At 66.6% G+C, this 26,217-nt stretch carries 23 protein-coding genes and 1 tRNA gene; 16 read left to right on the top strand and 8 right to left on the bottom strand.

Annotated features, from left to right (window positions below; genetic code table 11):
* The first annotated feature begins 16 nt into the window (after positions 1-16).
* The 3 genes from C7C57_RS00315 (at position 17) to C7C57_RS00305 (ending at position 1,871) form a co-directional block, all read left to right on the top strand.
* Positions 17-331, top strand: a complete 315-nt coding sequence (locus C7C57_RS00315; protein WP_187977156.1) for a hypothetical protein — start codon at positions 17-19, stop codon at positions 329-331.
* A 14-nt stretch (positions 332-345) separates the two neighbouring features.
* On the top strand, positions 346-543 hold the full coding sequence (locus C7C57_RS00310) for a hypothetical protein (protein ID WP_187977155.1): 198 nt from the start codon (positions 346-348) through the stop codon (positions 541-543).
* 191 nt (positions 544-734) lie between these two features.
* Entirely contained in the window at positions 735-1,871 is a 1,137-nt protein-coding gene (locus tag C7C57_RS00305) for a HindVP family restriction endonuclease (protein ID WP_187977154.1), read from the top strand.
* On the opposite strand, the gene C7C57_RS00300 is transcribed toward C7C57_RS00305, so the two are convergent.
* Positions 1,868-3,046, bottom strand: coding sequence for a DNA cytosine methyltransferase (locus tag C7C57_RS00300; protein WP_187977153.1), 1,179 nt, complete (start codon positions 3,044-3,046; stop codon positions 1,868-1,870). The genes C7C57_RS00305 and C7C57_RS00300 overlap by 4 nt on opposite strands.
* A gap of 447 nt (positions 3,047-3,493) precedes the next feature.
* Here C7C57_RS00300 and C7C57_RS00295 point away from each other — a divergent pair.
* Positions 3,494-3,567 (top strand) — tRNA-Gly (locus C7C57_RS00295).
* Between the two features lie 54 nt (positions 3,568-3,621).
* Here C7C57_RS00295 and C7C57_RS00290 read toward each other — a convergent pair.
* Positions 3,622-4,599 (bottom strand): LacI family DNA-binding transcriptional regulator, encoded by a 978-nt coding sequence (locus C7C57_RS00290; protein WP_030147667.1) that lies wholly within the window; start codon positions 4,597-4,599, stop codon positions 3,622-3,624.
* 87 nt (positions 4,600-4,686) lie between these two features.
* Here C7C57_RS00290 and C7C57_RS00285 point away from each other — a divergent pair, with 87 nt between their 5' ends.
* The 5 genes from C7C57_RS00285 (at position 4,687) to C7C57_RS00265 (ending at position 12,267) form a co-directional block, all read left to right on the top strand.
* Positions 4,687-5,583, top strand: a complete 897-nt coding sequence (locus C7C57_RS00285; RefSeq protein ID WP_187977152.1) for a PfkB family carbohydrate kinase — start codon at positions 4,687-4,689, stop codon at positions 5,581-5,583.
* A gap of 209 nt (positions 5,584-5,792) precedes the next feature.
* A complete protein-coding gene (locus C7C57_RS00280) occupies positions 5,793-7,301 on the top strand; it encodes a cytosine permease (protein WP_051701746.1) in 1,509 nt (502 codons plus the stop codon).
* A gap of 54 nt (positions 7,302-7,355) precedes the next feature.
* The gene (locus C7C57_RS00275) at positions 7,356-9,011 is read left to right on the top strand and encodes a cytosine permease (protein ID WP_223144770.1); all 1,656 of its coding nucleotides are present in this window, start codon (positions 7,356-7,358) and stop codon (positions 9,009-9,011) included.
* Complete coding sequence (locus tag C7C57_RS00270) at positions 9,008-11,791, top strand: hypothetical protein (RefSeq protein WP_187977151.1); 2,784 nt, start codon at positions 9,008-9,010, stop codon at positions 11,789-11,791. The genes C7C57_RS00275 and C7C57_RS00270 overlap by 4 nt, the downstream gene beginning before the upstream one ends.
* Positions 11,792-11,841: 50 nt before the next feature.
* Positions 11,842-12,267 carry an RbsD/FucU family protein gene (locus C7C57_RS00265; RefSeq protein ID WP_187977150.1) on the top strand — a complete coding sequence of 142 codons (426 nt, stop codon included), beginning with the start codon at positions 11,842-11,844 and terminating at the stop codon, positions 12,265-12,267.
* A 159-nt stretch (positions 12,268-12,426) separates the two neighbouring features.
* Here the strand turns inward: C7C57_RS00265 and C7C57_RS00260 are convergent, their stop codons facing one another.
* Positions 12,427-13,392, bottom strand: a complete 966-nt coding sequence (locus C7C57_RS00260; RefSeq protein WP_187977149.1) for an alpha/beta hydrolase fold domain-containing protein — start codon at positions 13,390-13,392, stop codon at positions 12,427-12,429.
* 188 nt (positions 13,393-13,580) lie between these two features.
* On the opposite strand from C7C57_RS00260, the gene C7C57_RS00255 reads away from it, so the two are divergent.
* The 5 genes from C7C57_RS00255 to C7C57_RS00235 all read left to right on the top strand — a co-directional run bounded on the left by C7C57_RS00255 (position 13,581) and on the right by C7C57_RS00235 (position 19,390).
* A complete protein-coding gene (locus C7C57_RS00255) occupies positions 13,581-14,204 on the top strand; it encodes a TetR/AcrR family transcriptional regulator (protein ID WP_187977148.1) in 624 nt (207 codons plus the stop codon).
* Positions 14,205-14,349: 145 nt separating this feature from the next.
* Positions 14,350-15,201 (top strand): DUF1684 domain-containing protein, encoded by an 852-nt coding sequence (locus C7C57_RS00250; protein ID WP_187977147.1) that lies wholly within the window; start codon positions 14,350-14,352, stop codon positions 15,199-15,201.
* Positions 15,202-15,334: 133 nt separating this feature from the next.
* Positions 15,335-16,657, top strand: a complete 1,323-nt coding sequence (locus tag C7C57_RS00245) for a cytosine permease (RefSeq protein ID WP_187977146.1) — start codon at positions 15,335-15,337, stop codon at positions 16,655-16,657.
* Positions 16,658-16,745: 88 nt separating this feature from the next.
* On the top strand, positions 16,746-18,296 hold the full coding sequence (locus C7C57_RS00240) for a hydantoinase/oxoprolinase N-terminal domain-containing protein (RefSeq protein WP_187978230.1): 1,551 nt from the start codon (positions 16,746-16,748) through the stop codon (positions 18,294-18,296).
* Positions 18,293-19,390, top strand: coding sequence for a DUF917 domain-containing protein (locus C7C57_RS00235; RefSeq protein ID WP_187977145.1), 1,098 nt, complete (start codon positions 18,293-18,295; stop codon positions 19,388-19,390). The genes C7C57_RS00240 and C7C57_RS00235 overlap by 4 nt, the downstream gene beginning before the upstream one ends.
* A gap of 342 nt (positions 19,391-19,732) precedes the next feature.
* On the opposite strand, the gene C7C57_RS00230 is transcribed toward C7C57_RS00235, so the two are convergent.
* The 4 genes from C7C57_RS00230 to C7C57_RS00215 are packed head-to-tail and all read right to left on the bottom strand — an operon-like array spanning position 19,733 to position 23,698.
* Positions 19,733-20,746 (bottom strand): sugar phosphate isomerase/epimerase, encoded by a 1,014-nt coding sequence (locus C7C57_RS00230; protein WP_187977144.1) that lies wholly within the window; start codon positions 20,744-20,746, stop codon positions 19,733-19,735.
* A gap of 11 nt (positions 20,747-20,757) precedes the next feature.
* Complete coding sequence (locus C7C57_RS00225) at positions 20,758-21,855, bottom strand: Gfo/Idh/MocA family protein (protein ID WP_187977143.1); 1,098 nt, start codon at positions 21,853-21,855, stop codon at positions 20,758-20,760.
* Positions 21,852-22,949, bottom strand: a complete 1,098-nt coding sequence (locus C7C57_RS00220; RefSeq protein ID WP_187977142.1) for a Gfo/Idh/MocA family protein — start codon at positions 22,947-22,949, stop codon at positions 21,852-21,854. The genes C7C57_RS00225 and C7C57_RS00220 overlap by 4 nt, the downstream gene beginning before the upstream one ends.
* Positions 22,946-23,698, bottom strand: coding sequence for a sugar phosphate isomerase/epimerase (locus tag C7C57_RS00215; RefSeq protein WP_187977141.1), 753 nt, complete (start codon positions 23,696-23,698; stop codon positions 22,946-22,948). Before C7C57_RS00215 ends, C7C57_RS00220 begins: the two co-directional genes overlap by 4 nt.
* A 167-nt stretch (positions 23,699-23,865) precedes the next feature.
* Here C7C57_RS00215 and C7C57_RS00210 point away from each other — a divergent pair, with 167 nt between their 5' ends.
* Complete coding sequence (locus C7C57_RS00210; protein ID WP_187977140.1) at positions 23,866-25,137, top strand: ROK family protein; 1,272 nt, start codon at positions 23,866-23,868, stop codon at positions 25,135-25,137.
* Positions 25,134-25,520 (top strand): MmcQ/YjbR family DNA-binding protein, encoded by a 387-nt coding sequence (locus tag C7C57_RS00205; RefSeq protein ID WP_187977139.1) that lies wholly within the window; start codon positions 25,134-25,136, stop codon positions 25,518-25,520. Before C7C57_RS00210 ends, C7C57_RS00205 begins: the two co-directional genes overlap by 4 nt.
* 27 nt (positions 25,521-25,547) lie before the next feature.
* Here the strand turns inward: C7C57_RS00205 and C7C57_RS00200 are convergent, their stop codons facing one another.
* The gene (locus C7C57_RS00200; protein ID WP_187977138.1) at positions 25,548-26,198 is read right to left on the bottom strand and encodes a YigZ family protein; all 651 of its coding nucleotides are present in this window, start codon (positions 26,196-26,198) and stop codon (positions 25,548-25,550) included.
* Between the last annotated feature and the right edge of the window lie 19 nt (positions 26,199-26,217).

Raw genomic sequence — 26,217 nt, 5'->3', positions numbered from 1 at the left:
GACTGAGGAGCCCGCCGTGCGCGTCACACTCTCGGCGATCTACGCCGAGGTTGGCGGACTGAAGTCGGAGGTTGCTGCCCTCGTCGCGCAGCTTGGCCCCCACGTCATCCTCACCAAAGAAAAACAGGGCGAATACGAAAAGCGCCTAGAGAATCACGGGGACCGTCTCGGGAACATCGAAGGTCGCCTCACCCGGATCGAAGCAGCCCAGCGGCCACGCGCTCCCTGGTACGTCGTGACCGGTGCCGTGGTCGGGATACTCACGGGTGCCGGCGCTTTGATCGCGCTGGTGGGGACCCTGGCTCGTATCGCTGAACTATCCAATCAGTAGAAGGGAAGTAGATCATGAACAACATCATCCGAAATCCAAAGGCCCGAGCGTACATCTATGGCATCTTGGTAGCCGCCGGCGGGGTGGCTCTGATCTATGGCGTGGCCACGGAGACACAAATCGCAGGCTGGCTGGGGCTCGCTGGCTCAATCCTGGGTAACGGCCTGGCACTGGCAAACACACCGACCGCGGGAAAACACGCCGCGGATTAGAAATGGGGCGACTCTTTCGAGAGTCGCCCCACTTTTCCAGTTAAATCGAAAGGACCCCTTATACAGGAGGATGAGGGGCAGACACGACCGGGGGGGGGTGATTGCATTCCAAGCTGACACGCATCGCTGTTAGAACGCGCGCCCACTACGAGGGATGCAATCTTCCGGGCAGTAACAGATAAGCTGACAAAATGAAGCCATTCCTTTACGGACTCGATCACGCGAGTCACGACTTCCGGGAGTCAAGTTCACTCGGAAAGAACATCTTCACCAACGCGTTCCCTCTCTCACTCGCGCAGTACCTAGCCAACGTGCGAGGACTCCCCATCCCAATCATCAGGGCTACAACGGACGCAGACAGCCGCCTAACCACGAAACACGAGATGACCGAGTGGAGCGAAATCCTTGGTACATCGCTCGATCAGGTGCACTTCGAGTTCGAGGGCGTGTACAGCGGCTACAACGATTACACCCACACCAGTGCAAACAAAAGCGATGTCGTCGTGATCGAGCGGGCCTCCGGAAGACACCTGAGGCCCCTCGAAATCAAGCTCGTAGTGGTGCCGACCTCATCGACAGCCCGCCGAGACCGCAAAGATCAGTCCTGCGAAATCGTCGTGCGGCCATCGACAGTCGAGCAGCTAGCGTTTTCAATCGCGCACTCGTACGGCGCGAGCAAGCGCTCTCACCTGCAGAAACTCCTCGTCGACGAGCTCGGGCAGCCGAGCGACTATAAGTGGTCTGACGAGAAGTTCATGATAGAAGCCATGCCGCGCGTTCTCAAGGCCGCTGAGAATGTAATTCGCGGCGGCCTGGACGTGCAGACCCCACTCGTACTAACGGCGATTTGGCGATCGGAGGGCCAGAAGCCTGTCCTAGAGGAGCACGCTTTCGATGTGTTCGCGTGGACCGATATGGCTTTCACCCAACTCTTCATCGACCAAGTACGTCGGGAACATTTCAGTGCCAACGGCATCAAAAAGCAAAAAGCGCCGACGAGCATTTCACGGCCGAGTCGAGCGCTGGTCTGGCTCGTAAGGTCACTTCTGGACTATGCGATCCAGAACACTCTGAACTTCGGAAGCATCCACTCGGAAATCACTTTTGGTGTCCAGTCGGACAAAGCAGGCTCCTTCTCGGGAGAAGCATCACTCAAGCACTTGCGCTCACCTGAGTTTCTAACACCACGGGTGACTCGCTCAGAGCTTGGAGAGGTACTCAGCCCCTCAAGTGCTCAGTTTCTAATGCCGGAGCGCAGACTCGATGCCGCCATCGCAATCCAGCACCTTGCTGAGGAGCTGAGCCGCGAGGCAGACATCCAGGACTAACTTCCATGGGGGCCACCTTCAGACGCTAGGCTCGCGGAGATCCCTTGTGCGACAAACTTCGCCAGGCGCACTGGGACTGCGTTGCCGATCATTTGTTCGGTGTTCGTTCGTGAGGCGACCCATTTGTAACCAGGAGGGAAAGTCTGGATCTCCGCGCGCTCGGCAGCTGTGAGAGGACGGGTCTTGTCGACCGCTACCACGTCGCCTGGGTGGCCCGGGTAGCCCGCCGGGACAGGGCGGTTCACGCCCCGCACCGTGGGCGAGGGTTCATCGATCGAAAACACGCCTCGGCGAGCGTAACTACGCGGATGGCGGTAGTAAGTGTCGGTGTTGAGCCGATTTCCGAACCACTCACGCACGGTCATCGGTTTCTCGCTCTGGTTAGCCGCTAACCACTCGAAGATTGCGGCGGTCACGGCAGGGTTCTTGCTACCAATGGTGATGAGGCGCTTGCGCTTCTGTGGAACGCCACAGAGCGACGCGTCGAGAACCACCTTCTTAACGGTGTATCCTGCCTCCTCCATAACAGCGACGGCACGTTTGAAAGCTGCAGCGCGCTCGGCGCGGGCCACATTCTCCATAACGAAGAATGGTGGCGTAAAGCGCACAATTACACTGGCGAACTTCTCGGTGAGATCAGCCCGGGCCCCCTCAATACGGGATCCAGCGGATGAAAAGTCTTGACAAGGAGGCCCACCGATGATCGCAGGAAACTCACCCACGCCTTCGTACTTCTCAAGCGCTCCGATGGTGGCATCCAAGTCCCCAAGATCGAGCATAGTGGCCGAGTGACCGAGATTTTTGCTGTAAGTGTCCACAGCACACTGCCAGTTATCGAAGCCTTCAAGCACGTCAAACCCCGCGAGCTGGAAACCAAGAGACATGCCACCGCACCCAGAGAAAAGGTCAATAACTTTCGGGAGGGTTGGGTTTACATTTACCGAAACTTTCGTGCCCGCATCGTCATCGCTGGCGAAGAAGGAATCGACGATCTCGCGAGCCCAGACCGCCCCACCATTAATATCGGTGGAAGTGGGCTCAGGTAGCTGGTCGCGGGTGCGCATGCTTCGCACGGTCGCCGGCCTCACGCGCAGGAGTGCTGCAAGACGCTTCACGTCATAGAGGTCGGTAGCCTCGTCGGGCTTTACCGCTGGATCGAGAGTGCGCTTGGTCATAAAGTAATTATTTCATGAAGGGGTCATTTATAGCAACTTAAGCGTTGCATTTTACGGCCCCTATCTGCGAACCTTCGAGACTAGGTTTATTTGATATCAGTAGCTCACATTCGCTAAAGTCCCACATTCGGCGAAACAATGACTTAGATGCAGACGCACCCATGCATGGATTTCACGCAGGGGTGCAATAATGCCGCAATTTGAGATCAGTCATATCGCTTCGCAGAGTTGGGGCGAGCGCGCGGCACGCCAGGCAGGCTGCGTTCGAATTCATGAAGCGAGCGTAGCTTCCACGTCGGACACTAGCCACGCTGGCTACTTATTAGTGACTTTCATCTGAACCGCAAGTATTTTTGGAGAGTAAATGGAGGATTTGCGTTTTTCATTTGACCTCTCGTGATACGGTTGACCCATTCAAACGGCAAGATTTCGGGCCAGTTTTGATACGCGAATGTAGTTCAATGGTAGAACTCCAGCTTCCCAAGCTGGTAGCGCGGGTTCGATTCCCGTCATTCGCTCCAGTTCTTGAAGCGATATCCGCGGACCCTGACCGATGCGCGCACTCGGCTCTAGCGCTAGTGCCCGGTGGACTCGCGCACCAGCACCCGCGGGGTCACCAGCAGGCCCGTGGTTCTTGTCCCGTCGACGATTTCCAGCGAGGCGCGGACGATCTCATCCACCACCGAGTCCAGCGTGGTGAGACCGGGGCTCGTCACGCCCGAGAGCGCGGTGCCATCGAAGGTGGCCAGGGCGATGTCCTGGGGGATGCGCAGTCCCGCGTGCTGGAATGCGGTGAGCAGGCCCAGCGAGACCACGTCGGCCGTGCAGATCACGGCGTCCGGCATGTCCGCCGAGTCGCGCAGGACGCGGGCGGCCTCGGTTCCGCTGTGCATCGAGAACGTGGGCATCTGCAGGACCGTGCAGCCGAGTCCGGCAACCTCGCGGAACGCTTCGGCACGCTCGCGGCTGGCCGAGGATCGCGGCTCCGCATCCACCAGGACAATGCGCTCGCGTCCGCTGGAGCGCAGGTGCTCAACCAGCAGGCGGATCCCGGCGGCGTTGTCCAGCCTGACCGCGGGGGCATCCACCCCGGCGGCGATACGGTCCACCTGGACCACCGCGTGGGTGGTCGCCAGGGCCGAAATTGCCGGGGCGCTGCCCTCGTGATCCACCGGGGCGATCAGGACCGCATCCACCATCACCCGGTCCATTTCCGCGAGTTGGCGGCGTTCGCTCTCGACCGAGTCGTTGGTGTCGAAGGTCACCACGCGGCGGCCCTCGGCGTCCAGATGCCGCGAATAGGAGGCCACCAGCTCGGCGTAATAGGGGTTGGCCACCGAGGGCACCACGAGCGCGATCGAGCCGGTGGTTTGCAGGCGCAGGGCGCGGGCCGCGGCATTCACGCGGTAGCCGAGCTCCACGGTGGCGGCCTGGACGCGCTCGGCCAGCTCCGGGGCCACGTTCCGATCCACGCCGGAGAGCACCCGGCTGGCGGTCGTCGGGGAGACACCCGCGGCGGTTGCCACATCCTTGAGACTCACGCGTCTGGCCATCGGTCCTCCTGCACGTCAATCTTTTTAGAGTACCAACAACACGGCCTTCGGCTTGACAGATTTAGAACCTCATGCGACATTTGGGAAATGCATTTCCCACACAATGATGTTGACGTTTTGGTGATCGGCTCGGTAAACCTCGATACCGGATTTACGCTGCCCCGCGCCCCGCGGGTGGGCGAGACGATCGCCGCGCTCGACATGGTGGAACGCGGCGGCGGAAAGGGCGCAAACCAGGCCTATGCCGCCGCCCGCGCGGGCGCGTCGACAACGCTGCTGGCGGCCGTCGGGCACGACGCCGATCCCGCCCTCGCTGACCTGCGCACGGTAAACGTGGCCCTGGAAGACCTGGTGAGCGTCCCCGACGTGCCCACCGGACGCGCGGTCCTGCTACTGGCCGGAGGCGAAAACACCATCGTGGTCAACGCCGGTGCCAACGCCCACCTCACCGCACGGCACGTGAGCGACTGGGCGGCGGCCCACGCCGCACCGAGCGTCGTGGCCCTGCAGCACGAGGTCGAGGCCCCCGTGATCGATGCCGCCCTCGATGCCTTCGGCGAGCGCGCCCGCATCGTCCTGAACCCCTCCCCGTGGCGCGACGGCGCGGCCGAAGCCGTGCGCCGAGCCCACGTGGTGGTCCTCAACGAGGTCGAGCTGGAGCAGGCCCTGGGCCTGGAACCGGTCACCGATGAGGAGCCCCTGGCCATCGCCCACCGCCTGATCGGTGACCTGCCCGGCGGCGACGTCGTGGTCACCCTCGGCGGCGACGGCGCCCTCGTGCGCCAGGACGGCGAGGTCACCCACGTGCCCGCGATCCGCACCACCCCGGTCGACACCGTCGGTGCCGGGGATGCGTTCCTGGGAACCCTGACCGCGGCCCTCGCCCGCGGCGAAGACCTGGTTTCGGCGGCCACCGCCGGAGCCACCGCGGCCGCGGTCGTGGTCACCATTCACGGCGCTCGGGACACGACTCCGATGCCCTAGCCCGACCCCAGACCCGCCCGATTCGGGGTCCCAGGCACCGGCCTGGCCCCGACGGCATTCGGCTCCCTCCCAGCAGCGCCCCGCATCGTGGACTCCCGTCCACGTCCCCCATCTTCGTGAACCCGACAACGCGATCACGATCCCGGTGCTCAGTCACCCCGGTTTCCGGGCACCACCACTCCCCACAACCGCCATTTGAAAGGCACATCATGAGCAACGAGGCTCAGGCTCGCGACACCGCAGGCTCAGCCCTCACCGTTGAAACCAACGGTGTAAACCCCGTCCCCGACAGCGAACGTCGAGGTTCCCCCCGGGGCCTGTTCGCCGTGTGGTTCGCCTGGAACATTTCGATTCTGGGCATCAGCTACGGCATCTTCGTTTTCACCCTGGGATTGGATGTCTGGCAGACGATCCTGGCCGGCACCATCGGCTACATCATCTCCGCCTCCCTGGTGGGTGTGCTGGCCGTCGGCGGTCCGCGCACCGGCCTGCCCACCCTGGTGCAGACTCGGTTCGCGTTCGGCCTGCGCGGCAACGTGGTGCCTGCCTTCTTCGCCTACCTGTCGAACATGGGCTGGAAGGTGACCATCATCACCCTGGCCTCCACCACCGGTGCCAACCTGTTCTCGACCCTGTGGCCGAGCGTCTTCGGTAACGGTTCGGGCAAGCCCGCGACCTTCATCGTGGTCATCTGGTTTGTGGTTGTCCTCGCGGTGACCATGGCCGTGGCCGTGCTGGGGCACGAGTTCATCATGAAGATCGAGGTGTGGATCTCCTGGGTCACCGGCATCATGACGATCGCCTTCCTGGGCTTTGTGCTGCCCGAGGTCAAGTGGGACCAGCTGGGTCAGACCCCGGCCGGCGGCCCGCTGGTCTTCATCGGCGGCGTGATCATGGCCATGACCATGGTGGGCATCGGCTTCCTCAACTACGGCGGCGACTTCGCCCGCTACCTGCCCCGCAAGACCCCGGCCAAGTCGGTCATCGGCTGGACCACCCTGGGCCTGTCGCTGCCGGTTGTGGCCCTGCTGATCGTGGGTGCCCTGCTGGTGGGCAGCGATCCCAAGCTCGGTGCGGCCGCCGCCTCCGACCCGATCGGTGCGCTCACCGCGCTGCTGCCGATGTGGTTCTTCATCCCGTTCTCGATCGTGATCGTGATCTCGCTGATCTCGGCCGCCATCACCGGCGTGTATAGCTCGGGCCTGGCCCTGATGGCCGTGGGTTTCCCGCTGCGCCGCTCGATGACCACCGCGATCAACGCGCTGATCATCGCCGCCGGAGCGTTCTACCTGCTCTTCATCTCCGACTCGTTCCTGGCGACCTTCCAGTCCTTCCTCTCGCTGATCGCGGTCATGATGGGCACCATGGGTGGCATTCAGCTGGTGGACTTCATCCGTCAGCGTCGCCTGAACTGGGACACGCGTCTCGCGCTGCCCGCCGGTTACGGTGGACGCACGGTGCGCTGGACCGCCCTGGCCAGCCTGGCCCTGGGCACCATCGTGGGCCTGGGTACCGTGACCAGCGCCGACCCCAACTTCGCTCACGTCACCGGGTTCCTGCTGACCCCGGAGGCACGCGCCGGGGTGATCGGCTCCAGCAACATCGGAGTGATCATCGCCCTGGTTCTCGGTGCGGCAAGCTACGCTCTGCTCACCTTCGGTTTCAAGCTTGATCCGAAGCCCGATTTCTCCAAGATCGATCCGTCGATCACCAAATAACATCCCCGGGGCGCGGCACCCGCCGCGCCCCGGCGGTTTCCTCAAGGGAGCAACATGAGCGACAACGCAGCGGGCGCCATCGGCACCCCCACCGGCAGCACGATGGGGGTCGAGGCGAACGGTATCAATCCGGTTCCGGACGCCGAGCGTCGAGGTAAGCCCAGCGGGTTGTTCCCGGTCTGGTTCTCTTGGAACGTCTCGATTCTGGGGGTGAGCTACGGCATCTTCATCTTCACCCTGGGGCTGAATGTCTGGCAGACGATCATCGCCGGAACCCTCGGCTACCTGATCTCGGCCGCGCTGGTGGGTCTGATCGCCGTGGGCGGTCCGCGCACCGGCCTGCCCACGCTCGTGCAGACCCGCTTCGCGTTCGGCTCCAAGGGCAACTTCCTGCCCGCCTTCTTCGGCTACCTCTCCAACACCGGCTGGCAGGTGACCAGCATCACGCTGGCCTCGACCACCGGGGCGAACCTGTTTGCCAAGGTGTGGCCCGCGCTCTTCGCCGGAGACGGTGGTGCCCCCACCGTGCCGACCACCGTGGGCTGGTTCATCGTGGTGCTCGCGGTCACCATGACCGCCGCGGTGTTTGGCCACGGGTTCATCCTGGCCATCGAGGTGTGGATCGCCTGGATCACCGGTGTGATGACCATCGCGTTCCTGTTCTTTGTGCTCCCCGAGGTCAAGTGGGGCCAGCTGGGCACCGCCCAGGCGGGCGACCCGTTTGTGTTTGTGGGCGGCATCATCATGGCCATGACCATCGTGGGCATCGGCTTTATCAACTCCGGCGGCGACTTCTCCCGCTACCTGCCCCGCAAGACCCACGCCCGCGGCGTGATCGGTGCCACGACCTTCGGTATCGCCGTCCCGGTGATCGCGATGCTCGTCGTGGGAGCGCTGCTGGTCGGCAGCGATGCCAAGCTCGGTGAGGCCGCCGCCAACGACCCGATCGGTGCGCTGACCTCGCTGCTGCCGATGTGGTTCTTCATCCCGTTCTCGATCGTGATCGTGCTGTCCCTGGTGTCCGCCGCGACCACCGGTATCTACAGCTCGGGCCTCGCCCTGATGGCCGTGGGCTTCCCGCTGCGTCGCTCGGTCACCACCGCGATCAACGCGCTGCTGATCGCCGCCGGGGCCTTCTACCTGCTCTTCATCTCGACCTCGTTCCTGGCCACGTTCCAGTCCTTCCTCTCGCTGATCGCCGTGCTGATGGGCACGATGGGTGGCATCCAGCTGGTGGACTTCATCCGTCAGCGTCGCCTGAACTGGGACATTCGGATGATCAACGGGTCGGGATTCGGCGGCCGCGACTGGCGCTGGACCGCGTTTGTGAGCCTGATCATCGGCACCATCGTGGGCCTCGGCACCGTGACCAGCGCCGACCCCAACTTCGCGCACATCACCGGATTCTTCCTCACCCAGGAGGCCCGCGAGGGTGTGATCGGGGCCAGCAACATCGGCGTGATCGGCGCGATGGTGCTCGGTGCCGCGCTCTACGCGCTGCTGACCTTCGCCCTCAAGGTGGACCTGCCGCCGGACCGTTCGAAGCTCCCGGCCGCCGAGCAGGGTGACCTGCCCGCGGATGCCGAGATCCTGGCGGTCGGGGTGGCCGTGGCCGCCTCCGCTGCCGTTCCCGAGGCGCCCGCAGCCTCCACGGCCCCCGGAACCGTTGCGGAACCCGAGGCCGAGCTCGACCCCGAGGCCGCCCGATGATTGCCGATGACGCATCCTTTGTGACCCCCGACGCCTGGCACTCCCCGGCGACCTACTGGTTCTGGCACCACCTCCCCGACGAGGAGCAGGTGCGCACCCAGGTGCGGCAGATGCACGCGGCCGGAATCAAGAGCTTCCAGGTTCAGGCGCGCCTATCGTTCCCGATGCATGAGTATCTGGAACCCGCCTACCTCGCCGCGTGCCGCTGGGCCGTGGAGGAGGCCGCGGCGCTCGACATGATCGTGGGCTTCTACGACGACTACAACTGGCAGACCGGTCAGGCCGGTGGCCGCGCGGTTGTCGGGCACGACCACCTGCGCGAGCGCCACCTGTTCTGGACCCGGATCGAGCTTTCGGAAGGCGCGGGAACCGGGGAAATCTCCGGCATCGTCTCGGGTACCGAGGGCCTCGGGCCCGCCGCGATGGCCTGGCACTACGACGGTGGCGTGCCGCTCTGGACCGACTGGCGGATCGAGCGGGCGCTGGCCGTCGAAGGCACCGAGACCGCTGCCTCCGCCAACTCGGCGGGCGTCGTAGACGTTGCCGCCGCCACCCGCATCGAGGCCACCGATACCGAGGCCGCGCTGAGCATCACCGGGGCGAACCCCGCGCTGAGGTCGGCGCTGGTACTGGTGTCCGCCCGGTCCTCCACCTCGCACCTGGTCAATCCGCTGGATCCCGAGGCGGTGGATCGCTTCATCGAGGCGGGCTATGAGCCCTTCCGCGAGGCCGTCGGCGACCACTTCGGTTCCACGGTGCGCTACGTCTTCTTCGATCAGCCGCACGCGGTGTACTACGACTGGGCGCAGCGCTCGGGCGGGGTCGGTTCCTCGGTCCCGATCCACACCACCACGCTGGACCTGGCCCGCGCGCTGGGCGAAGACACCCATGCGGCAACGATCTGGGCGGTCTTCTCCGAAACCGAGGACCCCGCGGCCCTCGCCCTGCGCGCCCGATTCTGGCAGTTCTACGCCGAGCTCTCGATGGAGGGTTTCCTGGGGAAGCTGCGCGATTGGAGTCACCGCTACGGCCTACTGCAGTCGGGGCACGAGGTCCTGACCCACATCGGCACGTTCACCCCCGGCACCGAGTTTGGCGACTGGGATCTGCGGGCAAACTTCGGCCTCGACCACTTCGGCGTGGATGCCTACCGCGACCTCACCGCCGTGGACGCGCAGGACGGCGTGGCCCAGCTGAGCCCGCGCCTGGGCGACTCGATCGCCCGCGCGACCGGGCGCACCGGCACGATCGTCGAGCAGTATTTCCTGACCCCGCCCGAAGGCGGCACCCCCTGGTCGGGCCACTGGGGACTGACCCTGGACGAGCTGCGTTCCACCACGATCCGGCACCACCTGGCGGGCATGCGGCAGATGGTCTTCCACGGGTTTTACCAGACGCACGGGCACGGCAACGATCATGAGTCGATGGCCAACCCGCGCTTCGACTTCCCGCCGGGCATCAATTTCGAGCCCTGGTTTGCGGACTTCCACGCGGCATATGCGACCGAATCTGCCCGGCTGAGCGAGTTCCTCGAACCGCTCTCCGATGAGGCCTCCGTGCTGCTGTTCTGGCCGCTGCGCACGATCTGGACGCACGGGCAGTCGGGCGACCACTTCGACCAGTTTGGTGCGTGGGCGAAGGCTTTGGACACCGCCGGAATCCCCTGGCGGGTGGTGGATGAGCGCTCGCTGTCCGACATCGCGGCCGGCACGGTCCCGACCGCCAGGGTCCTGATACTGCCGGGCGTGCGGACCCTCGCGAGCGCGGCGAGCATCGAGGCGCTGGAGGCGATCGACGCCGCCGGAATCCGCGTGCTCTCCACCGGGTTCGGTCTGGAAACCCTGCAGGACGGCGCCGATGTGCGGGCGCTCCCCGCCACCCCTCTGGACGCGGTCCCCGATGCCGAGATCCTGGCCTCCCGGCTCGAGGTTTCTCGATCCGGAGACTCGGGTTTTGCGCCCGCCGGTCCCTCGGCCGGGCTGCGGATTCGCTCCGGGATCGACGCCTCGGGACGCACCCGCGTGGCGCTCTTTAATGATGGAACGGAATCCGTCGAAGGATCACTGTTGGGCGAAAACTTCGTGGAGTGGGCGGCCGCGACCGGGCTTGCCACTGCGCTCCATGACGCGCGCCTCACGCTGGCACCGGGTGAACTTCGGCTGTTTGTTGGGGACGAGTCGACCACCGGGACGGGCTCTGTCGCGGATTCGGCCGCGGGCTCCGACACCGCATCAGGTTCGGCGTTCGCCTCTGCATCGGCTGCATCGGCTGCATCGGCTGCATCGGCTGCATCGGCTGCATCGGCTGCATCGGCTGCATCGGCTGCATCGGCCGATTTTGCCACCCTCCGATCAAACGCCACGAACGTCCGTGTCCTGGCCGGCGACTGGGACCTCACCCCGCTGCCGGATGGGTCCCCTGTCCCGGTGGACGTGACCGCCGGCTGGCAAACCGTGCTCCCCGAATACTCGGGGGCGGCCACCTACCGCACCACGTTCGAGCTGGCCGAGGTCTCGGGTGCGATCCTCGAGTTGCCCTCGGTGTCCGGCTCGGCACGCCTGTCGATCAACGGCACCACCGTCGGCGAGCGCGGCTGGCGTCCCTACCGTTTCGCGATCCCCGTGGAGCTGCTGCGAAAGGGCACCAACGAGGTCGCGATCACCGTGTTCGGATCCGCCGCCAACGAGTTCTATGCGGGCACCGGGCTGCGGCCCGCACCCGAGCTCAACGGGCTCCTGGCCGCCCCCGAACTGTTCCTCACTCCCCGAGCGGATGGCTGACACAATGCCTACCGAACTGTTTCTTGCTCCCCCGACGGAAGGCTCACTCCATGCTTAAGGGAATCGATCCGCTGCTCTCGGCGGACCTGCTCTATGCGATCGCCCGGATGGGACACGGCGACGTGCTCGCCGTGGTGGACCGCAACTACCCGGCCCACGCGGCCGGAGCCGAGGTCATCACGCTACCCGGGATCGACGTGACCCGGCTGGCCGAGGCGCTGTTTACGGTGTTCCCGGTGGACACGTTCATACCCGAACCGATCGGCCGAATGCAGGTCGTGGGTGAACCGGACACCATACCCGAGGTACAGCGCGAGCTGGTCGCCGCCGCCGAGGCGGCCGAGGGGCGCGAAATCGGCATCGAACCGATCGAGCGCTTCGAGTTCTACGAGCGTGCCCGCCGCGCCTTCGCGGTGATCGCGACGACCGAGGACCGCCCCTACGGCTGCTTCCTGATCACCAAGGGCGTGGTCTAACCCAAGACCGCGCACAACCATGGGCGGCCCGGCAGACCCCGTGGACGCCAGGCGTGTGCCGTCTCGGGAGTGGCCGCACGGTCAGACTTCGTTCATGTCAGGCACGGGGTGGCCACCCCCTCCGACTCCTCGGCGAAATGACCACCCCGTGATTTCGGGTTAGAGCCCCAGCGTGCGGCGCACCCAGCTGGTGCGCGCCGCGACCGCGGCCCGGCTGATGATCGTGTCGGGGACGAACGTGTCAAACAGGTGGAATCCACCGGCCCACACGTGCAGGTCGGCGCCGCCGCCGACCGCCCAGATTCGCGAGGCGTAGGTCACGGCCTCGTCGCGGAACACCTCGGCGCTCCCCACCTCGATAAAGGCCGGCGGCAGATCCGAGAGGTCCTCGGCCCGGGCGGGTGCCTCGTAGGCGGTGACCCGGTCGGTGCCGAATCGTTCGCCGAGGATCGCGGTCCAGGACGTCTCGTTGCTGGTGCGATCCCAGAGCGCGTTTCCGTCGATCTGCCGCGCCGACACGGTGTTGTTGCGGTCGTCAAGAACCGGGTACATGAGCAGCTGACCGGCGAGTTCCGGACCCCGGGTATCCCGCACCTTGAGGGCGAGAGCAGCGGCCAGTCCACCCCCGGCGCTGGCCCCCGCCACCACCAGCCGAGCGGGGTCAAAGCCGAGCTCGGCGGCGTGCTCCGCCGTCCACAGCAGCCCCGCATAGGCGTCATCAAAGGCGGCGGGGGCGGGGTTCTCGGGGGCCAGACGATACTCCACCGTGACCACCACCGCGTCGAACTGGTCGACGTACTCCACGATCGGAGCGATGCCGTTGAAGGCATCACCGAAGATCAGGCCACCCACGTGGGTGAAGTAGAACGCGGGTCCGGCGATGCTGTGATCGGTGCGGCGGAAGGAGGTCAGCACCAGCTCACCGGCAGGGCCGGCAATCCGATGCTCGGTGTGGGTAATCGCTCGACCGGCCACCAGCTCATCGGCGTCGGGGGCAAGCTTGGCGGCGCGCAGCATGGGGATGTCTTCGGCATGCAGGGCGGGGCTAAACGATTCCATCAGCACGTCCTGGACGGGCTTCAGCTCGGCGTCGATGGGCGGTGCCGGGGGGATTGAGAATGACATGGTGACCTTCGTGTTGGGCCGTCTTGCGGGCGGCATTTCAATCGGTTCGTGATGACGAACTCATTCAGCATAGCTCTGACTGACTTTAAGTCAATCAATATTTTCCGGACAAAAACGAGGTATGCTTGTGATGACTATCGGTCAGTCGAGCGCTCGCCCGACGTGGCCGGGCTCGCGAAAGGCACCCCATGACCACCCCCACCAAGCGCAAGCGCGTGACCAAACCCGCCGAGGAACGCCGCCAGGATCTGATCGACGCCGGCGTGATCGAGTTCGTGCGCTCGGGGGTCACCGACGCCAAGATTGAGGACATCACCGCCACCGCCGAGGTATCCAAGGGCACCTTCTACCTGTATTTCAAAACCAAGGACGAGCTCGCCGCCGCCGCCTGGGAACGGCACATGAACACGTTTGCCGAGACCGGCGAGGCGATCCTCAACGATCCCACGGTGCCGCTGGATGTCCGCATGGTGTCGGCCCTGCAAGCCCTGTGCCGATTCGCGCTGGACCATGCCGATGTTCACAAGGCGCTCTATGACGGTGCCGGTGCCGAAAAGGCCAAGTACGACGCCAACGAGCGCCTGATCTCACTGATCGGATCGGCTGCCCGCTGGGGCGTGGACACCGGCCAGATCGACTGCCCGCTGCCCGAAATGATGGCGCGCGCGCTCTATCACGGGTTCTGCGCGGCGGCCACCGATGCGATCACCGGATTTGTCCCGATCGACCGCGACGAGATGATCGAGGCCGCGGGGCTGATGGCACGCACCACGTTTGGGCTGGACGCGATCCGACCGCTCCCGCTCGGTTAGCCGAGGTCGCGGCCCTCTCCGGCTGCCGCAATCAGGCACGGACTCGGTTTCAGAAACAGGCACCGGCGCCCCTCGGCCCCGCCCGGTGTCATAATTTGTCACGAATCATCATGACCCCCGTTAGTGGGGCAATGATGAGAGTGCCATGACTCCCTCCCCCGCCACACACCTCGATTCGGCCGCGACTCCCGACCCGGCCGCCGCTCACGCTGCCTGGCGATCCGAGCGACTGAGCCAGGTCTCCGGACGCACCGGTGCCGCGGCGCTGATCAACTATGTCCCGCTGGATGCCACCGAGCAGGAAATCTCCGAGTTTCCGCTGAGCGCCCGGCGGATCGCAGATGAACCGGGGGTGCGGGTACGCGCCCACACCGTTGGCATCACGCTGCGAACCGCCGCGGGAATCACCGAGCTGACCCCGGGCGTCGAGACGTTTGTGGACCGCCTGGGGGCCGACAGCCTCCCGCTGATCGAGTTCGGTCGCTTCACGATCGACGCCTTTAGCCTCGACGGCACCGACGTTGAGCTGCGCGTCTACGACGCCGAGGCCGACAACCTGCGCACCCTGACCGGGATCGAGACGAACCCGTATGACCCCGCCTGGGTCTTGACCGGCACGTTCCACGCCGGCGAGCCCGACGCCCGGGTGCCCTGGAGCTTCACGCGCGAATCCGACAACGGCCACACCAAGGCGGTCCCCGGGACCATCGCCGTCCGGGTGGGCGAGGCCGACTACTCGCTGCTGGTATTCGCCGACGGCCCCGCGCTGGTCCTGGTGTTCGCCGATGCCACCACCGGATCGATCAGCTACGCCCCCGGCCGCTTCCTTCGCCTGGATCCGGTGCCCGACGGCGACCCGATCGTCCTCGACTTCAACCGCGCGTTTGTCCCGCCCTGCGGTTTCAGCGACTTCTTCAGCTGTCCGATCCCCCCGGCCCCCAACCGAATCTCGGCCGCGGTGACCGCGGGCGAGAACCGCGCCCGGCGCACCCCCTAGCCTTCCCCGCCTGCCGCATCCTCCCCCGGAATGCGGCCAGACCGGTCCCCGCCGGCTCCCCTCCCCGTCACCCGGTCTCCCCGAATCCGGCCCGACACCCTCCCCGATCCCCACATTTTCAAAGGACCCCACAATGTCCCAGTCATCCTCCGACGACTTTGCGCTGGCCCGCGTTCCCTCCTCGGCCCGCCGCCACTGGTTTGGCATCGCCGTGCAGCGCTTCGGCATGGTCGGCGCTCTCGCCCAGTTCCTGATCGGCGCCACCCTCGGCTACGGCATGAACTTCGCCACCGCGTTCCTGGCAATCCTGCTCGGTTCGCTGCTGGTGGAACTGATCATGCTCGCCGTCGGCATCATCGGACAGCGCGAGGGCCTGAACACCTCGCTGCTGGCCCGTTGGACCGGCTTCGGCGACATCGGTGCGGCCCTGGTGGGCCTGGCGATCGGCATCAGCCTGATCGGCTGGTTCGGCATCCAGTCCGCCATTTCCGCCGACTCGCTCAACGCCCTGCTGCCCGGGGTCATGCCGTCCTGGGCGTGGAGCCTGATCTTCGGTCTGATCGTGACCGCGATCGTAGCCTTCGGCTTCCTCGGCATGCAGTGGCTGGCAAACATCACGGTCCCGCTGTTCCTGATCCTGGTGGCCTGGTCGGTCACCTCCGAACTCTCCCGCCACAACTTCGCCGACCTGCTCACGGGACCTGCCCCCGGCCCCTCGCTGAGCCTGATCGCGGGCGCAGGAATCGTCGCCGGTGGCGTGATCGTGGGCGCGATCATCACCCCCGATATGACCCGCTTCAACCGCTCGGGATCCGACGTGGTCAAGCAGACCGTCGTCGGCGTCTCGCTCGGTGAGTTTGTGATCGGTCTGGCCGGCGTCCTGGTCGCCCACGGTGCCCGCAGCGGCGACATTGTGGCGATCATCACCTCCTCGGTGGGCCTGATCGGCCTGATCATCGTGGTTTCGGGCACGCTCAAGGTCAACGACTGGAACCTGTACTCCTCAACCCTCGGCGTGATCACCTTTGTGCACACCCTGTTCGGGGTGCGCCTCAACCGCCTGTGGACCACCGTGATCTTCGGTGTGGTGGGATCGATCCTCGCCGCCGCCGGAATCCTCGGTAAGTTCACCGACTTCCTGGTGCTGCTGGGGGTGGTCTTCCCGCCGATCGCCGGCATCATGGTCGCCGAGTACTTCATCGTTAAGGCGTTCCGCGATGTGCTGGATAAGCGCGGTGACGACGAGACCGCGCTGCCCGAAACCGCGCCCCGCTGGGTTCCGGCCACGCTGATCATCTGGGCAGTCTCGGCCCTGGTAGGACACTTTGTCACCTGGGGAATCCCGGCCGTCACCAGCCTGCTGCTCTCGATTGTGCTCTACGTGGTCGCCGGCAAGCTGGGCCTGGTGCGCGGGGTCGGCGTCGCCCACACCAGCAAGATCGAGGTGAGCGCATAGTGCGTGATTCGACACCTACCGAGGGTCCGGTGATCGCATGAGCGAGGTTCAGATTCCCGCCACCGTCCCCGCCCCGGCCGCGCGCGCCCTGCGCATTGGGATCGACGTGGGTGGCACCAACACCGATGCCGTCCTGATGGATGGGCGCAAAGTGCTGGCCGGGGTCAAGCGCTCCACCACCGCGGATGTGACCTCGGGTATCGGCGACGCGATCCAAGCCCTGCGCGAGCAGTCACCGTTTGAAAACGCGGATGTGCGCGCGGTCATGATCGGCACCACGCACTTTGTCAACGCCCTCGTCCAGGCCCGGGACCTGGCCCCCACCGCGGTGGTGCGGCTGGGCCTTCCGGCGAGCGCCGCGCTGCCGCCGCTCACCGATTGGCCCGAGGCCCTGGTGTCCGCAATTTCCGCCCGGGTATACCTGGCACACGGCGGTCACGAGTTCGACGGTCGTCCGATTTCGCCGCTGGACCCCGCCGAGCTGCGCGCCCAGGCCGCCGAGATGCGTGCCGCCGGGGTGCGCTCGGTCGCGATCGCCTCGGTGTTTAGCCCCCTGAACGCCGAGCTGGAATCCGCCGCCGCCGAGATTCTGCGTGCCGAGCTGCCCGAGTTTGTCACCTTCTCGCTGTCCCACGAGATCGGCCGGCTGGGGATCCTCGAACGCGAAAACGCCACGGTGATCAACGCGGCCCTGCGCGAGCTGGGGGCCGAGGTGATCGAGGGCCTAGCGACCACCGTGCGCGGACTCGGGATCACCGCCCCGATCTACCTCAGCCAGAACGACGGGACCCTGATGGATGAGGACTTCGTACGCCGCTATCCCGTCGCAACCTTCGCCTCGGGCCCGACCAATTCGATGCGCGGAGCCGCCGAGACCACGGGCCTGGCAACCTGCGCGGTCGTGGATGTGGGCGGAACCACCGCCGATATCGGCCTGATCGAGGGTGGGTTCCCGCGCGAAGCCGCGGCGAGTGTCGCGGTCGCCGGGGTGCGCACCAACTTCCGGATGCCCGATGTGATCTCGATCGGCATCGGCGGCGGCTCGATCGTCGACGTCGACACCGCCGAGGTGGGTCCCGAATCGGTCGGCTTCCGGCTCACCGAGAAGGCCCTGGTCTTCGGCGGCGACGTGCTGACCGCCACGGACATCGCGGTCGCCGGGGGCCGGGTCGCCCTGGGTGATCCCGCCCGAGTGGCCCACCTGGACCCGGCGCTGGTGGAGCGCGTGTTGAACCGGATCGATCAGCGCATCGCCGAGGCCATCGACCGCATGCGCACCTCCCCGGAGCCGATCCCCGTGGTCGCAGTGGGTGGCGGCGCCGTGCTGCTTGCGCCGGTCCTGCCCGGGCTGGGCGAGATTGTCAGGCCCGAAAACGCCGGCGTGGCCAACGCGATCGGCGCCTCGATCTCGCAGGTGGGTGCCGAAATTGACACGGTGGAATCCATCGTCCCCGGGAGCCGCGACACCGTGCTCGCTGCGCTTAAGGAGCGGGCCATCGCCGAGGCGATTGCGGCCGGAGCCGACCCGGCAACGGTCACCATCCTCGACGTGGATGAAATCCCGATCCCCTACCTCCCCGGCGGTGCGACGCGTGTGCGCATCAAGGCCGTGGGTGACCTCGAAGGAGTCTCCGCATGAGCTGGGAACTGACCCGGGCCGACCTGCCCGACCTCGCCCGCGGTGCCGCGTTCCTCGGTACCGGTGGCGGAGGCGACCCGTACATCGGTCACAAGCTGGTTGAGTTGGCCCTCGGGGAGGGATCGATCACGATCCTCGATCCCGACGAGATTGCCGATGACCTGTTTGTGATCCCGGTCGCGCTGATGGGTGCCCCCACGGTGATGATCGAGAAGCTCCTCGCCGGCCACGAACCGCTGACCGCGCTGCGCCACCTGGAGGCACACTACGGCCGCCCGGCCGACGCGACCATGCCGATCGAGTGCGGCGGGGTGAACTCGCTGATCCCGCTGTTGGTGGCCGCGCAAACCGGGCTGCCGGTTGTGGACGCCGACGGGATGGGGCGCGCGTTCCCCGAGCTCTCGATGGAGACCTTCGCGGTGTACGGCGTGAATGCGTCACCGATCGCGTTGACCGCCGAACGCGGCGAGCACATCATCCTGGATACCGGCGCGGATAACCGCCGAATCGAGCAGCTTGCTCGGGCGTTGACGGTCGAGCTGGGCGGCTCGGCCGCGATCGCCGAGTACGCGATGACCGGGGCGGATGTGCGCCGCACCGGCGTTCCCCGCACCATCTCGATGGCCCTGTCGATCGGGCGAGCAATCCGCGAGGCACGCGCCGAACACCGCTCCCCGTTTGAGGCCATCACCGATGCGCTGGCCCCCACCCTGTACTCGCATGTGCGGGAGCTGTTTGTGGGCAAGATCGTCGATGTCGAGCGCCGCACCGAGGGCGGGTTCGCCCGCGGCCGCGCCAAACTCGTCTCGGCGGACGCCTCGGACACCAGCGCGTTCGAGATCGACTTCCAGAACGAAAACCTGGTGGCCCGACGCGATGGGCGGCTGGTCGCGATCGTCCCGGACCTGATCTGCGTGGTGGACCAGGAAACGGCCGAGCCGATCACCACCGAAGCCCTGCGCTACGGTCAGCGGGTACGGGTGCTCGGGGTCTCCACCCCGGCGCTCATGCGCACCCCCGAGGCCTTGGACACCTTCGGGCCACCGGCCTTCGGGCTGGCCGAAGCCTTCGTCCCGGTGGAGGAACTGAGCTAGCCTGAAATAGCTCGTTCAGGCTCGCCTCTAGCGGACTCGATCCACTACGTTACGTGAACACCTACGTGGTCGCCCCGGTATTCAGTCTCAGAGCTGACCCGGGGCGTTCCCATGTGTGGGGCGGATTTTGGCAGCGAAGCGCATTCGAAACTCCTGCGCCGCAGGGGCCCGATGCGGAAATCCCGGACACCGTGGACGGGATCCCCCGATCGATCCGGAAACCCTCTTGGGCATCACAGATTTATCGGCGGGAATAACGCCACTCGTCCTCCCCCGGTCTCATATGCAAACATACCGCCCGCGATCCGAGGATCACGGGCGGGACGTTTGTGAGGACGCTGTTTACTGGTTGGAGAAGGCGTCGTCGAAGGAGCCCTCCGGGAGCTTCCAGAGCAGGGAGCGCACGAAGTTCACCGCGTCGGCGGCACCAACGAGGCGGTCCATACCGGCATCTTCCCACTCGACCGAGATCGGGCCGTTGTAGCCGATCGAGCTCAGGGCGCGGAAGGAGTCCTCCCAGGGCACGTCGCCGTGTCCGGTGGACACGAAGTCCCAGCCGCGGCGCGGGTCGCCCCAGGGCAGGTGCGAACCGACCACGCCGGCGCGGCCGTTGTGCGGGCGCAGGCGGGTGTCCTTGCAGTCCACGTGGTAGATGCGGTCGGCGAAGTCGACGATGAAACCGACCGGGTCGATGTTCTGCCACATCATGTGCGACGGGTCCCAGTTGAAGCCGAACGCCTCGCGACGGTTCAGCACCTCGAGGGTGCGCACGCTGGTCCAGTAGTCATATGCGATCTCGCCCGGGTGAACCTCGTGGGCAAAGCGCACGCCCTCGGCGTCAAAGACGTCGAGGATCGGGTTCCAGCGGGTTGCGAAGTCCTCATAGCCGGCGTCGATGACCGAGGCGGGTACCGGCGGGAACATCGCCGAGTACTGCCAGATCTTCGATCCGGTGAAGCCCACCACGGTGTCCACGCCGAGCTTGCGGGCGACGCGGGCCGAACGCTTCATGTCCTCGGCGGCGCGCTGGCGCACACCCTCGCCATCGCCGTCGCCCCAGGTGTAGGGGCGGACGATGGACTGGTGCCGGAAGTCGATCGGGTCATCACACACGGCCTGGCCGGTGAGGTGGTTCGAGATCGCAAACACCTGCAGGTTGTAGCGCTTGAGGATCTCCAGGCGCGAGGCCAGGTACGAGTCGTCCTCGTCGGCGAGCTTGAGGTCGAGGTGGTCGCCGGAGGCGGCGATCTCCAGGCCGTCATAGCCCCACTCGGAGGCCAGACGTGCAACCTCTTCGAAGGGCAGGTCGGCCCACTGTCCGGTGAACAGGGTGACGGGAAGTCGTGCTTCAGTCATTTCAATCTCCTCTAGTCCAGAACCACGGTCTGACCGGACGCTGCCGAGTCGAGCACCGCCTGGGTGATGATGCCCGCGCGCAGGCCGTCGGCGAAGGTCGGCAGGCCCACGGGGGTCTCACCGGCGATGGCGGCGTAGGTGTCGGCTACAAAGCCGTTGAAGGCGTCCTGATAGCCCTGGGCATGACCCGAGGGCACCACGCAGAGGCGCGCGGCATCGGCGTCGAGACGCTCGGCCTCACGCGGCAGCACGCGGTTCTCGGCGATCTTGCCGAGCCACAGGGAATCCGGCTGCTCCTGCTCGAACACGATGCTCGAGTCGGTGGCCGAGATCTTCAGGACGAGGCCGTTCTTGAAGCCCGGGGCGACCTGCGAAACCAGGAGCGTGCCGATGGCGCCGCCCACGGTTTCAAAGCTCACCGACACGGCGTCCTCGGTGGTCACGGTTCCGGTGCCCGAGCGCTCGGCCAGGAAGGTGCGGGTGCGCGCAAACAGCGAGTGGATGCGGTCGCCACCGATGAACTCGATCAGGTCAACCAGGTGCGATCCGATGTCCGCAAACGCGCGGGATTTCCCGCCCTGGGCGGAGTCCACGCGCCAGTTGTCCGAGTCGGCGGCGGCGAGCCAGTCCTGCAGGTACTCGCCCCCGATCGTCAGCACCCTGCCCCCGGCGGCGATCTGCGCACGCGCCTCGCGCGCCATCGGGTGGAAGCGGTAGACGAAGGGCACGGTGGCGATGACACCGGCAGCCTCGGCGGCCTCGGTGATGCTGCGCGCCTCGGCAGGGGTCGTCGCGAGCGGCTTCTCGCACACCACGTGCTTGCCGGCGGCGATCACCGCGGCGGCCTGCTCGGCGTGCAGCGCGTTCGGGGTGCACACGTGCACCACGGTGATGCGCTCATCGGCAAGCAGGGCCTCGAGCGAGTCAAACGCCTGCAGCGCACCCAGCTCCTCGGCCACCTGGGCCGAGCGGGCGGGGGTCGAGGCCACCACTCCCACGAGGGTGGCCCCGGCGGTGCGGGCCGCGCGGGCGTGCACGGTGGCCATGAAGCCACCGCCCACGATGCCCACGCCGACGCCCGCACCGATGCGATTGGGGTTTACACTCATGCGATCACCCGGGCCGCGGGATCCCAGTCCTCGGCCAGCGGAGCGGACAGCACTACGGTGCTCTCCACGGTGACCGGCTCACCCGAGGCGGCCGACTCGGCGGTGGAGACCATGACATCGAGCACGTGGAATGCGAGCTCCCCCGAGGCGCGCTCGGGCACACCGGCGCGGATCGCCCGGGCCAGCTCAACCACGCCGATGCCGCGGCCGGCGCTGGTGCCCTGGGCCTCGATGGTCTCGGGCTCGACACCGTAACCGTGCACGATCAGCTCACCCTCGAAACGGTTGGGGTCGGGGATGGTCAGCGCACCGGTCTCGCCGGTGACCTCGAACTGGATGCGCGCGAGCGGCGAATCGAAGCTCAGGATCGACTGGGCGCTCTGGCCGCCCTCGAACTCGATGTTGACGCTCACGTGGGTGGGCACGGTCACGTCGAAGGACTCGCCCGCGCGCGGTCCCGAACCGATCACGCGGGTGTCGCGCGACTTCGAGGACAGCGCCGAGACGCGCTTAACCGGACCGAACAGCTGCACCAGGGCGGTGAAGTAGTAGGGGCCCATGTCGAACAGCGGGCCCGCGCCCTCCTGGAACAGGAAGTCGGGGTTGGGGTGCCAGCTCTCGGGGCCGGGCACCTGGAACAGGGTCAGCGCGGTCAGCGGGGCGCCGATCCGGCCGGATTCCACCAGGCGGCGGGCGTGCTGGATTCCGGCGCCGAGGAAGGTGTCGGGGGCGGTGGCCACGCGCAGGTTCTTGGCGTTGGCGACGGCCAGCAGCTCGCGGCCGCTCTCGCGGTCCAGCGCGAAGGGCTTCTCGCTCCACACGTGCTTGCCGGCGTTCAGGATCTGCAGGGCGATCTCGACGTGCACCTTGGGGATGGTGAGGTTGATGACGATCTCGATCGAGTCATCCGCCAGCAGCTCGGCCACGGTTCCGAAGCCGGCAACGCCGTACTTCTCGGCCTGGGTGCGGGCACGCTCGACGTCGAGGTCGGCGATGAAGCGCACCTCAACGTCGGGGAAGGTGGTCAGGTTTGCCAGGTACTGGTCGCTGATGACACCGGCACCGATCAGGCCGATTCCGACGACGCCGCTCATGCCTGGACACCGTTCTTGGTGAGGAAGGTGAAGGCGGTCTGCAGGCCCTCGAAGATGTCGCCGGCGTAGTCATCGAACTCGACCACCGGGGTAGCGTGCGGGGCGGCGGCGATGATGCCGAGGACGTCCAGGACACCGGAACCGGCGGGCAGCTGGTTCTTGACGTCGCGGCTGGCGTCGCCATCCTTGATGTGCAGCAGGGAGACGCGCTCACCCAGTCGACCGAGCAGGTCGATCGGGTTCTGGCCGCCGACCTGGGCCCAGTAGGTGTCGATCTCGAGGGTCACACGCGGGTCGAGCAGGCTTGCCAGGTATTCGATCGGGGACACACCCTCGACCAGGCCCTCGGCCTCCCAGGCGTGGTTGTGGTAACCGGTGACGACGCCGTGCTGGTCGGCCAGGTCGGCGGCGGCGTTGAGCTGGTCGGCGACCTTCTTGATCGCGTCGGCGTCACCGAAGTGCTCGGCGGGCAGGAAGGGCTCGATTACGGTGCCCACGCCGGCCTCGGCGGCGGCGGCGAAGGTGGCCGAAACGTCCAGGCCCTTGCCCAGGAAGTTGGAGTGCGCGCTCGGGACCGAGAGGCCGTACTCGGCGAACTCACGGATGTCGGCGACGCTCTCGGCGTTGAAGCCGAAGGTTTCGATCTGGGTGAAGCCGATCTCGGCGAGGCGGGTCAGGGTGGCGGCGCGGTCTTCGGCGAGCGCGTGACGCACCGAGTACAGCTGGGCGGTGAGGTGGTTGGAAGTCATGATGATCCTTTTGCGGGGTGGATGGATGGGTCCGTGAAAACGAGCGTACCGGACTTTTGCCCACAAACAAACAAAAGTCCCAAAAGTCTCGGAATTGGATTTTGCCGACCCTCGCCCGCTCCGCCTCGCCGACCCGACAATGTGGACAAAACGGATAGACTCACGGCATGACCGCTGCCCCCTCCACCCCTCCTCACCCCGCGGATACCCGCGAAAACGAGGGCGCGGACGTGGCGGAAACCCGCCCCTATATCCCCGGGGATCCGGGCCCGCAGGCCCCACCGATCAGCGGCGGCGTGGGCCAGGTTCTCCAGATTTTCAGGGACGGCAGCGCCCGCACCAAGGCGGAGATCGGCACCCTCACCGGGCTGGCCCGCTCGACCGTCTCGGCACGGGTGGACACCCTGATCGCCTCGGGCCTGCTAATCGACGCGGGTGAGGCCGAATCCTCCGGCGGACGCCCGCCCGCCCGCCTGCGCCTCAACGAGCGCGCCCGGATCGTGATCGCGATTGAGCTCGGCGTCACCCACGGGCAGGTCGCCGTGGCCGACCTGTTTGGCACCATCCTCTGCGAGGAACGCAGCGACCTGGTGATCGCCGACGGACCGGTCCCGGTCCTCGACTGGGTCATCGCCGCCGCGCACCGCCAGCTGGCCGCCGCGGGCCACGAGGTCGCGGACATCCTGGGCATCGGGATCGGCGTACCGGGACCGGTCGAGCATGCCGCCGGGCTTCCGGTGGCCCCGCCGATCATGCCCGGGTGGGACCGCTTCGACATCACCGGTTACGTGGGGGCACGCCTGGCCGGGCCCGTATATGTGGACAACGACGTGAACCTGCTGGCCCTCGGCGAGCGCGCTCAGGAGTGGCCCGAGGTGCAGGATCTGGTCTACGTGAAGGTGTCCACCGGCGTGGGCGCGGGCATCATCAGCGGCGGCGCGCTGCGACGCGGGGCGCAGGGGGCCGCCGGGGATCTGGGCCATGTGCGCATCCCGTTTGATCCCGAATCCGGCCGGGCCCCCGAGGATGAGCGCGATCTGGAGGCGCTCGTGGGTGCCGCGGCGCTGGCCGAGCTGCTGACCCCGGAACCGTCGGCTCCGCGCACCCGCTCGGCCGTACTGGCCCTGATCCAGGCGGGGGCCGATCCGGTTCCCGCCGTGCTGCATCAGGCCGGACGCGACGTGGGGGCGGCGCTGGCCACGGTCATCAGCCTGCTCAACCCCTCACACGTGGTGGTGGGAGGCAGCGTGGGTGCCGCCTCCCCCGATCTGCTGGCGGGCATCCGGGAGATTGTCGAGTCGCGCAGCATCGCGCTCTCCAGCCAGGACCTGCACATCATCCCCTCGCGCTCGGGGGATCGCGGCGGCACACTCGGGGCCGCCCAGATGGTGCTGGGATACGTCCTGGCCCCGGCAAATATCGACGCGTTGACCGCATGAGCGCCCTCGATCACGCGCAGTACGCGCACTGGGATGCGGTGGCATGCGCCCTCCCCGGTGCCGATGCGACCTATCCATTCGGGCCGGATGCCCGGGTGTTCCGGGTGCTCGGCAAGATGTTCGGGATGATCTCCGAGGCGCGCTCCCCGCTCTGGCTCACCCTCAAGGTGGATCCGGTGCGCGGCGACCTGCTGTGCCGCGACTTCCCGTCAATCACGCCCGGCTATCACATGAATAAGCGGCACTGGATCACCGTGGTACTGGATGAGAGCGTCCCGCCCGACCTGATCGAGGACCTGATCGAGGAGGCGCATGAGCGCGCGGCCGCGGGCCTCACCCGCGCCGACAGGATCCGGCTGGCGGCCCTGGCCGGCGAGCGCTAGCCTGCCAGATGCCGGTGTACCCGAGTCCTAGTCCGCCGCGCCCACCGACACGAACCCGAAGCCCTCGTCGATAATCGTCGCGGCACCGGCGGTATGCGCGGCGATTCGTTCGGCGGCGATGTCACGGTCCTCGGGCGGGATACCCAGGCGCAGGGTCACATCCGCCCCGTATTCGGCCTCGCCCAGGCTCCACCCGCGGCGCTGCGCCTCGGCCTCGACGATCGCCGCGGTGCCATAGTCCAGGCGCACGGCGATTCGCTCGCGCGGCTCGAAGCGCAGGATCTTGGCGTGCGTGACCGCCTCGGCCACCGCTGCCCGGTACGCGCGGGTGAGCCCGCCGGCCCCGAGCAGGATGCCGCCGAAGTAGCGCACCACGATCGCCACCACAAAGGTCAGCTCGGACCCGTCGATCGCGTCCAGCATCGGCGCACCGGCGGTTCCCGAGGGCTCCCCATCGTCGTTGCTGCGCTTGAGCTGACCCCGCTCACCGACCACAAACGCGGTGCAGTGGTGGCGGGCCTTGGGATGCAGGGCACGGACGCGGGCAATTTCGGCGCGGGCCTCCTCCTCATCGGCCACCGGGGTCAAAAAGCAGATAAACCGGGAGCGCTTGATCTCCTGTTCGGTCTCGACCGGCGCGGCAATGGTCCGATATCCGGGAGGCACAAACGTGGTCATGAATCCAGGCTAGTACGTG

This window comes from Mycetocola sp. JXN-3, assembly GCF_014522285.1.
GTDB classification, from domain to species: domain Bacteria; phylum Actinomycetota; class Actinomycetes; order Actinomycetales; family Microbacteriaceae; genus Mycetocola; species Mycetocola saprophilus.
Note: the sequence above shows the minus strand (reverse complement) of the source record. Positions and strands in the feature narration are given on the sequence as shown.